The following is a 14,285-nucleotide window of genomic DNA, read 5'->3' as shown; positions in this document are numbered from 1 at the left end:
TCCCGCACAGCCGGTGGATGAAGTCTTCGCAGCTCACAAGGGGTCGGCGCGGCTCGTCCACGCGTTTTCCCCAGAGTTGTCCACAGGTCGTGCACAACCGGACCGGCGTGTCTGCACAGGGGCTCCACAGGGTTGTCCACAGGTCGCTTTGCTCGGGACGGCGCGGGCTGGCGAGAATGTCGGACGCCTCAGGTAAACGTGGGATGGACGGCCGGCGCTGGGGCGAACGGGGACGCCGGGTGGCCGAGAGGAAGGGGGTGCGACCGTGAGCGTGTCCGAGCTCGGACCGCACGAGCACGAGTTCGAACGCACGCCCCCGAACGACATCACGGCCGAACAGGGCGTGCTCGGGGGCATGCTGCTCTCGCAGGACGCCATCGCCGAGGTCGTCGAGGTCCTGCGCAGCGGCGACTTCTACCGTCCCGCGCACCAGATCGTCTACGACACCATCCTCGACCTGTACGGCCGCGGCGATCCCGCCGACGCCGTCACCGTCGCCGGTGAGCTGACCAAGAACGGCGATATCGGACGCATCGGCGGCGCCCCCTACCTGCACACCCTGATCTCCCTGGTGCCCACGGCCGCCAACGCCGGGTACTACGCGAAGATCGTCCACGAGCGGTCGGTGCTGCGCAAGCTCGTCGAGACCGGTACCCGCATCGTCCAGATGGGCTACGCGGCCGACGGGGCCGACGCCGACGAGGTCCTCGACCGAGCCCAGGCCGAGGTCTTCGCGATCGCCGAGAAGCGCTCCGGCGAGGACTACGTCCCGCTGAGCGAGATCATGCCCGGCGCCCTGGACGAGATCGAGGCGATCGGCAGCCGCGGCGGCCAGATGGTCGGCTGCCCCACCGGCTTCGCTGACCTCGACGCCCTCACCAACGGCCTCCACCCGGGCCAGATGGTGGTCGTCGCCGCCCGTCCCGCGATGGGCAAGGCCCTCGCCCTGCCCACCCCCCTGCCGACCCCGACCGGCTGGACGACGATGGGCGAGGTCGCCGTCGGCGACCACCTGCTCGGCGCCGACGGCCGCCCGACGCGCGTCGTCGCCGCGACCGAGGTGATGCATGACCGCCCCTGCTACGAGGTGGAGTTCTCCGACGGTGAGGTGATCATCGCTGACGCCCACCACCAGTGGCGCACAACGACCGCTCCCGTGGAGCCCGCCCCGTCACGGCGAATGAGGACCCAAGACCGGCTGCGCCCAACGCGGGCCCGCGCGGGAAGCGCGCGGCTGAGGTTCCTGGAAGCCTGGTCGCGAATTCCTTCCGTCGTCGCCGGTACCGGGCCGGGTAGGACGGGCGTCGACACACACGATCGGCTGCTCAAGTGCCATGCCGCGACCGCCGCCTCGTCCTCTTGCGGGGGATCGGGCGGGCTGGACTTCGGCTTGGTGGTCGACTCGTCCGGTAGCGGGACGCGGACGCCGCTCGGCCTGGACGCGCCGCGCAAGAGCCCTTCGCACGACCCGGCGATGCCCTACGCGTCCTTCTTCGGGGTCACCCGCACGAGCACGATCAGGACGACGGAGGAGCTGGCGGCGACGCTGCGCTGCGCCGACGGCGGTCCACGCCATGCGGTGGAGGTCGCCGCGCCGTTCGACCTGCCCGACGCCGACCTGCCAGTAGCTCCGTACGTCCTCGGCGCCTGGCTCGCCGGGAGTGGCGAGGGCGAAAGCTTCACCTGTGCGAACGCCGAGGTGCTGGAGGAGATCGCGGCGGCAGGGCAGCACGTAAAACCGACCGGTACCCCGGGCCGGTACGCCCTCCCGGGCCTCGCCGCCAAGCTCGCAAAGCTGGGCCTGGGACGCGACAAGCACATCCCCGACGCCTACCTTCGGGCCTCAGAGCCTCAACGGCGGGCGCTGTTCGCGGGCATGCTCGACACCGCCGGTCACATCTCGCACACCGGACAGGTCCGACTGCCCGTAGTCGGTAGGCACCTAGCCGAAGCAGCCCACGAACTCGTCCTCACCCTCGGACATCGCGCGACCCTGACCCCCACCGCCCCGGCCGTCCCGGCAACGGGAACCTTCGCCGAGCCGGTCGCCGAACGCCTCGCCGACGCAGCCGCCGGACGTCCCGCCGAGTTGGCTGCTGGACGGCTTGCGGAGGTAGCTGCCGGACGTTTCGCCGACCCGGGCGCCGAAAGTTTTGCCGATGCGGTCGCTGGACGTCCCGTCGAGGCGGCCACTGGACGTCCCGCCAAGCCGCTCGCCGGACCTTCCAACGAGCCTGTTGTTGAACACCTTGTCGATGCAGCCGCCGGAAGTTTCGCTGAGGCGGGTGCCGGACGTCTTGCCAAGGTGGCCGCTGGGCGTTTCGGCGGCAAGGCCCTCGTCGGAGAGGCCAGGCTGGGCGTCGAACCTCCCGCAGGGCCGATCGCGCACCACACCGGTGGGCCGATCGGCGAACGTCCGGCCGAGGTGAGCTACGAGATCGCCTTCACGCCCGCCGGGCAGGTGTTCCGGCGCGTGGAGGGGGGCAGGGTGGCTGCCTCGCCGGCCACCCGCGTCCGTCACATCGTGGACATTCGGCCGGTGGAGAGCGTGCCGGTCCGGTGCGTCCAGGTCGACAACGACGACCACATGTACCTCGCGGGCCGCTCGTGCGTCCCCACGCACAACTCGACGCTCGCGCTCGACTTCGCCCGTGCGGCCTCCATCAAGCACGGCCTGACCTCGGCGTTCTTCAGCCTGGAGATGGGCCGCAACGAGATCACGATGCGGCTGCTGTCGGCCGAGGCGCGGGTGGCGCTGCACGCGATGCGGTCCGGCACCATGCAGGACGAGGACTGGACGCGGCTCGCACGGCGGATGAGCGAGGTCGCCGAGGCGCCGCTGTTCATCGACGACTCGCCCAACATGTCGATGATGGAGATCCGCGCCAAGTGCCGCCGGTTGAAGCAGCAGCACGATCTGCGCCTGGTCATCATCGACTACCTCCAGCTCATGAGCTCGGGCAAGCGGGTGGAGAGCCGGCAGGTCGAGGTGTCGGAGTTCTCCCGTTCGCTGAAACTCCTCGCGAAGGAGCTGGGCGTCCCGGTCATCGCGTTGTCACAGCTCAACCGTGGCCCCGAGCAGCGGACCGACAAGAAGCCCATGGTGTCGGACCTGCGTGAGTCGGGCTCGATCGAGCAGGACGCGGACATGGTGATCCTGCTGCACCGCGAGGACGCCTACGAGAAGGAGTCACCGCGCGCGGGGGAGGCCGACCTGATCGTCGCCAAACACCGCAACGGCCCCACCGCGACCGTGACGGTCGCCTTCCAGGGCCACTACAGCCGCTTCGTCGACATGGCCCAATAGCCGAACCGTGGCCTTGGGCTGACGCGGATCCGCAGCGAACCCTTCTGGCAGGCGTCCGCGTTCTGGCGGGCTACCGGGCTCGGCGTCCGTTGGCGGGATCTGAGCTGGGGATGTGGCGGTCGGCAGGGTCGGGCGATGCCTGCGAGGGGCCAGGACCGTCTGGTCAGTCATCGGACGCGGAGTCGGACGCGTTGGTGGAGCCGCGCCACTTGAGCCTGTCGGTCAGCCGCTTCTTGGGCTGGGCCACATGCTCGACCGGCACCGTCGCCGGCACCGGCCAGCCACGGTCGTCGAACGGTTCGGCTCGCCGCGCCAACGCCTCCAGTTCCTCGCTCATAGCCGGTTCCGTGGCCGTTGCCAGGATGCGTCCACGCAGGTCGCCGGGCATCAGCGCGACCGGCAACGTCTGGAACAGCGACGTGGCGTCGACCTGCGGGCGCCGCCCGGTGCACATCGCACACGTCGGGATGTGCTGGAGGAGTTCGTGCTGCACCGCGGAGTTGATCGGTTGCTTCTGGCCCAGTAGCGATGCCGTGACCGCTGGGCACGCCTCCTCCAGCGCCGTGGTCTCGGTGGTGTCGCGGTAGGGCCAGGCTAGGTACACGCTGGTCAGCGCGTCGCCCAGCCCGCGGAAGGCTTGATCGGCCAGGGTCGTGGCCTGCGACGCGGAGAGCCTCAGAACGCCACCGATCTCGGACGCGGCCAGGCCGTGTCTGAGCATGAGGTCCAGGGTTTCGCGGTCACGACCGCGCAGGCCCGACATGGCGGCACGAACGAGCCGGCGGGTCTCCTGGCGGTGGGCGCGCTCCTCCGCGTTCATGGGGACGGTCTGGACCTCCTGGGCCTCGTGACGTTCGGCGGGGCGCTCTGACGCTCGCAACCGACGCAAGCAGTCATTGCGAACCAGGGCGTAAAGCCAGCTTCGGAAGCGGTCCTGTCCGCCGAACACTCGGATATGGGAGTAGGCGGCTATCAAGGCGGCGTGCAGTGCGTCCGCCGCCTCCTCCTCGTCGCGCAGCAGCGCATGGCTGTAATCGTATAGGCGATACGCGTAGTGATCGACGACCTCCATCAGGGCACCACTGCCACCGGCGGCCATGGATGCGGCCAGCCGACGATCAACTTCCCGGTCGATTTCCAGCCAGTGGACGCTGGAGCGAATGACAGGCGGCCGATCTGCCGGAACATGCCCAGCGGAGACGTCGGAACTCGAAGGGGGCTCCGGAGGACTGGATATGTCCTGCTCACCGGATTGCGCCGGAGGCGCGGCCTGGTTTTGCGCCGCCTCAAAGCGATGCCGATCTTCTTGGATGCGTCGAAGCAACTCGTCCACGGTCGGAAGCGAGAACGGTGAATTTCCTGCGACGGAGGCGGATTTTGGCGGGCTGAACGGATCGCTGAGCGGAAGCCCCAGTGGATCGCTGAACCCGTAGGGGGGCGTTGGCTCAGGGCCCCCATACGAGGGCTCGTATTTTCCGTATGGAGGCGCAAGATCCCCGTACGAAAGATCGGGGTATCCGTCCGACCCCGCGTACCCGTGTGTGAACCCATAGCCGGGGGGAGTCGGTCCGTAGCTGTCATTCAAACGTGGATCATAGAAAGGGGGCTCTGGTGGGTCGAGCGGGGAGGGGGTGCCGACCGGGGCCGAGGTGGAGAGTTCGCCCAGGCAACGCACGCACCACCGCATGTTGACGCTGGTGTAGGCATTGCACAGCGGGCACTGGACCTTGCTGGGGTCCTTGTCGGGCGGCAGAGTCCGCCGCGAGCTCTCCCGGTTGTCGATCTCCTGGATCTTGGTCTCGGTGGCCTGGGCCCGGTGGCTGAGCATCTCGCGGTCGCCGCGTTGCAGCTCCAGCAGCATCGTGGTCTCGCTGAGCGCGGCCTCCAGCACCGCTATGCGGTCGAGGGCCTCGTCACGTTCCTGGGTGAGTTCCTGAAGTTGCCGGGCGGCGGCGTCCGCGTCCTGGTGGGCCTGCTCCCGCAGGTGGTCGAACTGCTCCTCGACGTTCTTCCGGTGCGAGCGCTCGAGGTCGAGTTCCTCCTGGAGGCCGTTGACCAGCTGCTGGGTGTGCTCTTCCTGCCGCTCCATTGCCTCGACGGCAATTTCCAGCTCCAGCTTGCGTCCTTGCAGGCCACCCCGGCTGCGGGCGGCGGCGTACATCAGGTCGCGACTGGTCTCGCGCACCCGTTCGGGTAGCCGCTCTCCGGCCTGCTCCTCGCACAGATCATGGAACTTGGTGAGGAATTGCCACTCCGGCAATCGATCACCACCCATGTAGCGGGACAGCGTGCTCTCGTCCACCCCGAGGGCCGCTGCCGCCTGCTTGGACGTCATGCCGCACCGTTCGCGCAGCTCGCGCAGATGGGCGGCGAACGCGATCGACGCCTTGGTCTTGGTCTGCTTGATGGGAGAAAGGCCACGCGCTTTTGGACTACCTTCGCTCGGATCTTGCCGCCCCGTCATGCTTCAAAAGCCCCCTTGTCGCCTAAGTGTCATTTTGCCGCCGCCGTGGCAACAAGGTGGTTGCTTCCTGTGCAAGAGCCGAATATCCGCTGGACTGCTGTCGAGCCGGTGCAAGGGACACCGGCTCGAACGGAGGGAGCAGGGTATGACTGGCGACACTCCTCAGGGTCGCGGGCGCGGTCGTCCAGCCCGGCCCGAAGGGGCAGCGGTGGCGCGGTCCTCAGGACGGGCTCGGCCTGACTCGCGGCGGCGGCGGCGGCACCGGTACGCGCGCAAGCTGCGGCGGCTGGCCCAGGCGGCCCTGTTCGCCGCCGTGCGCGGCGGGGCCTACGCCCTCGGCGGTGCCGTGGTGGCCTGGGTTCTCTACTGGCTCGCCCAGCTGATCTAGGCCGCTCGTGAGGGACGGGTCTCCTGCTGCAAGGGAATCGGCATCCAGTAGGCAGGAGACCCGCTCGTCACAGCACACCCGAAGCCGTCCCCGGAGGCAAGCACATGATCGGACGTGGCGGCCGCCGCTGCCTCCACGACCTCCCAGCGCGCCCGGCTTGTTCGGTATGGGATTCGTCCCGCGACTGCTCGGGTCAATCGCCCCGGTGGTGGTCGGCTTGGGATTGGATTCCGGCCAGGACGGTGTCGAGTAGGCGGTCGAACTGGGCCTCGGAGCCGAAGTCGGCTTGCAGCGGGGCGAGGGCGACCATCGCCGGGTGGTCGGTGGGGTCGAGCGCGGGCATGTCGGGGTTGCCGTCGAGGACCGCGAGCAGGTGGCCGTTGAGGAAGCCGAACAGGGCCATCGGCGCGTCCGCGATCACCTGGTCGGGCAGGCCCGCCCGGCGCATCGCGGCGGACAGGCGTTCGAGGGCGGCCAGGGCCACCGGCGAGGTCTGGGGACGGGTGGCCAGCAGCCGGAACACCCGGGGGTGCCGGTAGGCCATCCGCCGGTAGTCGTGTGCCGTCCGGCGGGCGAGCTGTTCCCAGGTCCGCGGTGCCGGTTGGGTGCCGGTGTCCATCTCGGCGATCACGGCTTCGGAGACCGCGTCCAGCAGCGCCGCCTTGCCCTTGATGTGGTGGTAGATCGACATCGGGTCGACGCCGAGGTCGTCGGCGAGCCGCCGGACGCCGAAGCGGTCCAGGCCGTCGCGGTCGACGAGCGCGACGGCGGCGGCCGCGATGCGGGCGTGGTCGAGCCCGGCCGAGGTGCCCCGTGTGCGCCTGGTCACGTCCTGTCCTCCCGGCTTGTCAAACCTACAGCGTAGAATCTACCTTGACAGAGAAATCTACGGCGTAGGTTTAGGAGATGAGGATGGCCGAGCTCGCCGGCGTGAGGGGGAGGCGATGGGTCGTCGGGGCGATGTGTGCGGGGCTCGGGCTCACCGTTGTCGCGGCGGTTGTTCCCTTCGCCGACAGCCACGTGTTGGCCGATCACGTCCGCGACGGCTATCCCGACTACGACCGTTCGCAGGTCGATTCGGCCGTCAACACCTACCTGATCCTGTTGTCGGTGATCGGAGCGCTCGGCGCCGGGGCCTGGCTCTGGACGGCCTGGGCCGTGCGAACCGGCAGGCGGTGGGCGCGCTCCGCCGCGACCGTGATGTTCGTGCTCGGGACGGGGGTCGGAGCGTCCGGGCTGCTCATCAAGGACACCTCGGGCGAGACCGGCCTGCCGCCGGAACTGGGGTGGATCGGGATGGCGCCGTGCCTGGCGGGGCTGGTGGCGGTCGCACTGCTGTGGAGACGACCGGAACTCCGCAGGTGACAGGGAACGTACCGGCCAGAGGTAGGGAGAGGACACTGTGAAGCGCATCGGCGTCATCGGCGTGGGGGAGATCGGCCGGGCCATCGTGGACGGCCTGTGCGCCGGGGGTGACGACGCGCCAGAGGTCTTCCTTTCTCCGCGCGGAGCCCGCACGGCCGCGGAGCTGTCCGAACGCTATGAAAGTGTGCTGGTCTGTCCCGACAACCAGGCGGTGGTGGAGCGCTCCGACATCGTGATCATCGCCGTCCGGCGCCAGGACCGGCATGAGGCGCTCGGCGGCCTGAGCGTGCCCGACGACAAGATCATGATCAACGTGATGTCGGGTGTCGGCAACGACGACCTGCGCCGGGCGCTGGCCACCGGCGCCCCGCTCGTCCGGGCGGTTCCGCTGCCCGCCATCCGCGAGCGCCGGTCCGTCACGGTGACCTGCCCGTCCCACCCCGTGGTGGACGCCCTCTTCGAGCGCCTCGGCGGGGCGCTTCCGGTCGCCGACGAGACGTCCTTCAACGTCCTCTCCGCGGTGACGGGGACGCTGACCACGCACTACTCCTACCTCGCCACGCTCACCTCGTGGGTCGCCGGCCACGGCATCGCGCCCGCCGACGCCGACGCCTACGTGCGCGGGCTCTTCCAGGGCGTCGGCCGCGCGCTGGACGACCGGTCCCGCTCGCTGAGCCGGCTCGCGGCCGACCACGAGACGCCGAAGGGCAACAACGAACGCATCCGCACCACATGGTTCACCGACGCCAACGCGGACGCTCTCGCCAGGGCGCTCGACGGCCTGCTCACCGACCTTGAGGACGTGGGGTCCGGCTGAGCGTGCGCGCGTCAGTCCGCTAGGAGGCGTGCGACGAGTTCGCGGGTCCAGTCGGGGTTCAGGGGCAGGTGGGTGAAGACGGCGCGGTAGTAGACGGGGGCGATGATGGCGTCCGTGGTGTGATCGAGGGTCGGGGGCCGCCCGCCCCGGGCCTCCTCCCGTTCGAGGATGGCTTCGAGCTGTTGCCGGCGCTCCCCCAGGCACGCGGCGGCGCCCTGCGCTCCGGCCACGCCGATGGTGGCGCGGATCAGGGCGAGGCTGTCGGGGTCCCCGAGGTCCTTGGCGAGGTTGAACGCGTAGCGCTCCAGGTCGCCGCGAAGGTCTCCGGTGTCCGGCACCACGAAACCGCCGGAGAAACGGCTGCCGGTGACGTCGGCGAGCAGCTCGGCGACGGAGCCCCAGCGACGGTAGACCGTGGTCGCGTGCACGCCCGCGCGGGCGGCAACGACCGGGATCGTCGGCGGTTCTCCGGCCTCGTCCGCGAGCAATTCCCTGACGGCCCGGTGGACGTCCGCGCGCACCCGGGCGGAGCGGCCGCCCGGCCGGCTGCCGGTGTGGGGCGAAGACGAGGTCGAGGCGGGCATGCGGCCATTATTGCACTGATCACTGCGTTATAGATGCAGTGATCGATGCGTTTGTGTTACGTTCGAGGCCACTAACGCAACGATCACTGCGAGGCTTGACATGCCTGTCGAATCCCCCGCGACCGCGCCGCCCGGCAGCGGGCCGCGCACGCCGTGGAGGGGCGCCTTCACCTCCGCGGCCGCCGTCCTCGTCCTGTTCGTGGCCGCCTCCGGTGCCCCGACCCCGCTTTACGTGATCTACCAGCAGCGATGGCATTTCACGGCGTGGGTGCTGACGGTGGTCTTCGCCCTCTACGTGCTCGGCGTGCTGGGCTCGCTGCTCACCATCGGAGCGCTGTCGGACCACCTCGGCCGCCGTCCGGTGCTCGCCGCCGCGGTCGCGCTCCAAGCAGTCGCGCTCGTCCTGTTCCTGGTCGCCGGGAACGTGTTCGTCCTGGCAGCCGCCCGGGTGCTCCAAGGCCTCGCGACCGGAGCGGCGACGACCACGCTGAGCGCCGCGCTCGTCGATCTCGAACCCTCGCGCGGACGCGCGGGCGCCGTCACCTCGGTCGCCCCCCTGACCGGGCTCGCCCTCGGCGCCCTCGGCAGCGGCGCGCTCGTGGAGTTCGCCCCCGCCCCGACCCGGCTGGTCTATGGGGTGCTGCTCGGCGCGACGGCGCTCGCGGCCTGGTTCGCCCTGGTCATGCCGGAGACCTCGCCGCGCCTGCCGGGGGCCGTCGCGTCGCTGCGGCCCCGGGTCGCGATGCCCGCGCACCTGCGCGCCGACATCGTCCCGGTGGTGCCGGTGATGATCGCGAGCTGGGCCCTGGCCGGGATGTACCTCTCGCTCGGCCCGTCCGTCGCCGCCGGACTGCTGGGGCTGCGTAGCCATCTGATCGGCGGTGTCGTCGTCACGCTCCTCGGAGGCACCGGAGCGCTCACGGTCCTCGCGCTGCGGTCCCGTTCCGCGTCCTCGCTGCTGGGGCCGTCGTCCGTGCTGCTCGCGCTCGGGACGCTGCTCTCGCTCGCCGGGGTGGCGGAGGATCTCGCCTGGCTCTCCGCCGCGGGCACCGTCGTCGCGGGCCTCGGCGTCGGCGCGGCGATGCTGGCGACGTTCGGCACCTTCGCCCGCATAGCCAGGCCGGACGAGCGCAGCGCGGTCTTCGCGCTGGCGAACGTCATCAACTACCTGGGGAACAGCGTGCCCGCCGTCCTCGGCGGAATCGCCGTCACCGTGTTGGGGCTGAGGACCGCCACCGACATCTACGCGGTGGCGATCGCCGTGATCTCGCTTTCCGCACTCGTCCTGCATCTGAACCGGGTACGGGCGAAGCGCCGCGAAATCTCGGCCCGGCTCGGCTGAGCCGACGGTTTTCCGCACATTGAAACGGTCTGATAAGGAGACAGCGTGACCACGGTAAGCAGGGGCCGGACGAACCGTGAGGCTCGTCGGGCGGACCACACGACGATTCGCTACACGGCCAGCGGCCCGGTCGGAGGCCCGGTCCTGGTGCTCGTCCACGGCTGGGCGTGCTCGCGCGGCGACTTCGACGCGGTGACCGACCATCTGCCCGAGAACTACCGCGTTCTCGCGGTCGACCTCGCCGAACACGGCGAATCGCGGTCGACGCGGGACGTCTGGACCATCGAGGAATTCGCCCGGGACGTGGCGGCGGTGCTGGACGCCGAATCGGTGGAATCGGCGGTCGTGGCCGGGCATTCGCTCGGCGGCGCGGTAGCCGTCGAGGTCGGACGGCTGCTCCCCGACACCATCACGCATGTCGTCGCGCTCGACGCGTTGCATTACCTGTCCCTGTTCCCGGCACAGGACGAGGAACGAGCCGCGGCGTTCGAGCGTGTTTTTCGTGAGGACTTCGCCCGAGGGGTGCGCGGCCTCGTGGAGGGCGGTTCGCCGGCCGGAACCGATCCGGCTTTGAAGGGCGCGTATTTCGAGAAGATGGTCGCGGTGCGGCAGCCCGGGGGCCTGCGCGCCATCGAGGGCCTGGTGCGCTGGGACATGGACGCCGCGCTCGAAGAGACGAGGCAGCCGATCACCGTGTTCGCGATCCGCGACCTGGTGACGCGGGACGCGATCGACCGTTACGGCGACCGGCTCGACATCGTGCTCGTCGATTTGGGCAGCCATCACTTTCCGGTGGAGGCTCCGGAGGGAACGGCGAAACTTCTGGCTGGGGTAGTGGGCTGACGGCGAGTCCGGAGTCCTCGTCCTAGACGCTTTGTCGGGGACGAGGACTCCGGCGTCGGGGGCCGGTTAGTTGACCATGTCGTGCAGCATGTTCGCGGCCATGGTCGTCCCGTCGGTGCGGCTCGCGGCGGCCACCGTCCTCGCCCGTTCGCGGGTCTGGGGGGCCAGCGCCACGGCGAGCGCGGACGACAGCGACTCGACGGTCGGCTCCCGTCCCTCATGCGCCGCGCCGATGCCGAGTTCGGCGACGCGGGCGGCCCAGGAGGGCTGGTCGGCGATCAGCGGCACCACGACCTGGGGCGCACCGGCCCTGGTGGCGGTCCCGGTGGTGCCCGCGCCGCCGTGGTGCACGACGGCGGCGACCCGGCGGAACAGCGCCTGCTGGTTGACCTCGCCGACGGTGAAGCAGTCGTCCTCGCCGTCGATCAGGGTCAGGTCGGCCCAACCGCGCGCGAGCACGACGCGGCGGCCGTGCGCGCGGCTCGCCTCGATGGCCACCCTGGCGATGCCCTTCGGCGCGAAGGACGCCATGCTGCCGAACCCCACGTACACCGGCGGCTCGCCCGCGTCCAGGAACGCCTCCAGTTCGGCCGGGAGAGGACGGTCGTCGGGCAGAATCCACGCCCCGGTCTGCACGACGTCGAGGTCCGTCATGCCCGCCGCCGGGCACAGCGTCTCGTCCGCCGCCAGCCACGGCCTTTCGGTGAGGACGTAGTCGCGGACGTTGTCCACCGGCGGCAGGCCGATTTGCGCGCGATGGCTGTTGAGCGCCTCGCCGTACAACGCGTTAACGCGCTCGGCGTCGTGCTTCCAGAGGACCCGATTGTCGGTCTCCCCTTCCGGGGAAGGTGCGCCCGGCCGCTTTCCCGGCGGGAAATGCCGCGACGGCAGCCCGAGGGTATGGAAGCAGGCCAACACGTAATGGATTCCCATTTTCTCGGCGACGTCCCGCGCGCCTGCGGGCATCAGTCCGGTCGCCAGCAGCACGTCACATCCCTCGGCGGCCTTGCCGAGCGTCTCGAACCGCGCGGCGACCAGTTCGGGAGCGAGGCTGAACGCGTCCTTGTGCGAGGGCGGCTTCGGACGTGCGACCACCGAGCGTACGGACGGGCCGAGCGGTATCAGCGGCACTCCGGCGCGGTCGGCGAGCGCCTTGAAATCCTCGTCCGGCGGCGCGCAGAGCCGGGCCTCCGCACCGAGTTCGCGCAGCCGCGCCGCGAGGCCCGCCACCGGCTCGACGTCTCCGCGCGATCCCCACGACGACAACAAAACACGCACTGCGTGTCCCCCATTTCGCTGGTGCTGACCTTTCGGCCGCCCATCTTGAAGCATGACCGGGGTCTTGCCGCAAGCCCCCCTTCGTGTTATAAATTAGTAGTGGCAGGGAGAGTGATCTCCCTGCCTTTGCTTTTGAGGGGGTGCGGGGGAAGCGGCGCTCCGCGCGGCACGGAGTTCTTCCTTCTGAGGCATTCCCGGGCAGGGCTCGTCAAGAGGGTGTCGCGAAGCTTCACGCGGGGTGAGGGCCGCGCCGCCTCGATTGAGGGGCGCGGCGTCGTGCACGCGGGGTGGTGGTCAGGGGGCGTTGATGCCCGTCGTCCACACGGCGCGGAGTCGCTCGCCGACATCAGCGGCCTGGCGCAACCCTGCTTGGTAGGACGGTTCCCAGGCCGTCGCGTCGCCCGGGTCGGGCCCGAGAGCGCGCGCCGCGGCCGGGTCGGGGCCGACGGCCACCACGTTCTCCGCCCCGGCGTTCTCCGCTCCGGCGCCGTCGGCTTGCTCGTCGAAGCGCGCCATCGGTTCGATCACGACCAGCGTGCGGGCCCCGGCCGCGAGATCGGTGTTGGTGCCCGACCGCAGCGCGCCGTCCATGTACCGGCGGCCGCCGATGGTGACCGGCGGCGCGAACCCGGGGAACGCGCTGCTCGCCGCCACCGCGCGGGCCAGCGGCACGCCGCTGTCGCGATCCCACACCGCGGGCTCTCCGGAGGCCGCGTCCACGGCGGTGATCACCAGTCGCCGCTCCGGCCACGCGTCCGTGCCGGTCAGCGCGGCGCGGCCGTTGACCAGCGCCTCCTCGGCCGCGGGGTCGAAGCCGTCGAGCGCGAGCCGCCCGACGCGCCGGCGGGCCTCGGCGGGGTCGAGGTCGCGGTCGCCGAGGACGGCGAACACCGCGTCCAACCGTCCGCGATCAGGGGCGACGCGGTGACCCGGCCGACGGGGCAGGGTCGCGAGCCGGGCCAGGTCCTGGCCGGAGGCGAGCAGCGCGCCGACGATCGCACCGGCGGACGTGCCGACGATCAGGTCGGCCCCGCCCAGGTCCACGCCCGCGCGGCGGAGGCCGTGGGCCAGCCCGGCCATCCAGGCCGTGCCGGTGACACCGCCGGGGCCGAGGACGAGGGCTCGGTCATCGATGCGCGCCTTCATTCTTGAAACACTAGTACCATAAATTCGCGGACGCCTTCCCGGCGCCGGTGTTCTGGGGGAGGAGGGCGGCCGTGGGGCGACCGGCGGATCCCGCCCGGCGTGCGCGCACACTGGCGTTGGCGACCGACTATGTGCTGGTCAACGGGTTGGCCGGGCTCAGCCTGCGGCCGCTGGCCGCGGCTCTGCGCACCAGCCCGCGGATGCTGCTCTACGACTTCGGCAGCAAGCAGGAACTGGTCGCCGCGATCCTCGCCGAGGCCCGGCGCCGGGGCGCGGCGCCGGGGCGCGGCGCGCATGGCCGAGCACGTACCGCCCGCGACCGGGTCCGTCCACGACCGGCTGCGGAGCATCTGGGCATGGATCAGCGCGGACGAGCGCGCGCCGTACGTCCGGCTGTTCTTCGAGGTCCACGCCGACGGCCTCGTCCACCCCGAGAACTATCCCCACCAGGGCGACGCGATCACGGACTGGTTCAACGCCCTCGGCGCGACCTTCCGGGACGTCTCCACCGGCGCCGGCGACACGGTCACGCCCACGCTGGTCATGGCCGTCGTCCGCGGCCTGCTGTTCGATCTCACGATCACCGGCGACCGCGACCGCACCGACCACGCGCTGGACCGCTTCGCGGCCCTCCTCGCGCACTGACGAGACGCGGACCGTCCGGCCTCGCGATGGCTCTGGCGGACCGTGGAGCTCAGGCGGACGAGGCCGAGGTGGGTCGGATGGCCATCGCGGTTCAGAGGCGGGGCCG

At 70.6% G+C, this 14,285-nt stretch carries 12 protein-coding genes; 7 read left to right on the top strand and 5 right to left on the bottom strand.

What is annotated here, in order from left to right; translation table 11 throughout:
• Positions 1-265: 265 nt before the first annotated feature.
• Positions 266-3,307, top strand: coding sequence for a replicative DNA helicase (gene dnaB / locus K2F47_RS28200; protein WP_242908591.1), 3,042 nt, complete (start codon positions 266-268; stop codon positions 3,305-3,307).
• Between the two features lie 163 nt (positions 3,308-3,470).
• On the opposite strand, the gene K2F47_RS28195 is transcribed toward dnaB, so the two are convergent.
• Positions 3,471-5,771: a sigma-70 family RNA polymerase sigma factor gene (locus K2F47_RS28195; RefSeq protein ID WP_242908589.1), complete on the bottom strand. Its 2,301-nt coding sequence runs from the start codon at positions 5,769-5,771 to the stop codon at positions 3,471-3,473.
• A gap of 208 nt (positions 5,772-5,979) precedes the next feature.
• On the opposite strand from K2F47_RS28195, the gene K2F47_RS28190 reads away from it, so the two are divergent.
• Positions 5,980-6,159: a hypothetical protein gene (locus K2F47_RS28190; RefSeq protein ID WP_242908587.1), complete on the top strand. Its 180-nt coding sequence runs from the start codon at positions 5,980-5,982 to the stop codon at positions 6,157-6,159.
• 193 nt (positions 6,160-6,352) lie between these two features.
• Here the strand turns inward: K2F47_RS28190 and K2F47_RS28185 are convergent, their stop codons facing one another.
• Positions 6,353-6,988, bottom strand: coding sequence for a TetR/AcrR family transcriptional regulator (locus K2F47_RS28185; RefSeq protein ID WP_242908585.1), 636 nt, complete (start codon positions 6,986-6,988; stop codon positions 6,353-6,355).
• Positions 6,989-7,071: 83 nt separating this feature from the next.
• Between K2F47_RS28185 and K2F47_RS28180 the strand changes: the two genes are divergently transcribed.
• Complete coding sequence (locus K2F47_RS28180; protein ID WP_242908583.1) at positions 7,072-7,524, top strand: hypothetical protein; 453 nt, start codon at positions 7,072-7,074, stop codon at positions 7,522-7,524.
• A gap of 37 nt (positions 7,525-7,561) precedes the next feature.
• Positions 7,562-8,341, top strand: coding sequence for an NAD(P)-binding domain-containing protein (locus K2F47_RS28175; RefSeq protein ID WP_242908581.1), 780 nt, complete (start codon positions 7,562-7,564; stop codon positions 8,339-8,341).
• Positions 8,342-8,352: 11 nt separating this feature from the next.
• Here K2F47_RS28175 and K2F47_RS28170 read toward each other — a convergent pair whose 3' ends face one another.
• On the bottom strand, positions 8,353-8,925 hold the full coding sequence (locus K2F47_RS28170; protein WP_242908579.1) for a TetR-like C-terminal domain-containing protein: 573 nt from the start codon (positions 8,923-8,925) through the stop codon (positions 8,353-8,355).
• 100 nt (positions 8,926-9,025) lie between these two features.
• Between K2F47_RS28170 and K2F47_RS28165 the strand changes: the two genes are divergently transcribed.
• Together K2F47_RS28165 and K2F47_RS28160 are read left to right on the top strand one after the other, a co-directional pair.
• Entirely contained in the window at positions 9,026-10,267 is a 1,242-nt protein-coding gene (locus tag K2F47_RS28165; protein ID WP_242908577.1) for an MFS transporter, read from the top strand.
• Positions 10,268-10,312: 45 nt separating this feature from the next.
• Positions 10,313-11,110, top strand: coding sequence for an alpha/beta fold hydrolase (locus tag K2F47_RS28160; RefSeq protein ID WP_242908575.1), 798 nt, complete (start codon positions 10,313-10,315; stop codon positions 11,108-11,110).
• A gap of 66 nt (positions 11,111-11,176) precedes the next feature.
• Here K2F47_RS28160 and K2F47_RS28155 read toward each other — a convergent pair whose 3' ends face one another.
• Both K2F47_RS28155 and K2F47_RS28150 read right to left on the bottom strand, forming a co-directional pair.
• Positions 11,177-12,388, bottom strand: a complete 1,212-nt coding sequence (locus K2F47_RS28155) for a glycosyltransferase (protein WP_242908573.1) — start codon at positions 12,386-12,388, stop codon at positions 11,177-11,179.
• Positions 12,389-12,682: 294 nt separating this feature from the next.
• The gene (locus tag K2F47_RS28150) at positions 12,683-13,534 is read right to left on the bottom strand and encodes a patatin-like phospholipase family protein (protein WP_242908571.1); all 852 of its coding nucleotides are present in this window, start codon (positions 13,532-13,534) and stop codon (positions 12,683-12,685) included.
• A gap of 294 nt (positions 13,535-13,828) precedes the next feature.
• Here K2F47_RS28150 and K2F47_RS28145 point away from each other — a divergent pair, with 294 nt between their 5' ends.
• A complete protein-coding gene (locus K2F47_RS28145; protein ID WP_242908570.1) occupies positions 13,829-14,179 on the top strand; it encodes a hypothetical protein in 351 nt (116 codons plus the stop codon).
• The last annotated feature ends 106 nt before the right edge of the window (positions 14,180-14,285 follow it).

This window comes from Actinomadura terrae, from assembly GCF_022751215.1.
Taxonomy (GTDB): Bacteria; Actinomycetota; Actinomycetes; order Streptosporangiales; family Streptosporangiaceae; genus Spirillospora; species Spirillospora terrae.
This window is presented reverse-complemented; position numbering and strand designations above follow the sequence as displayed.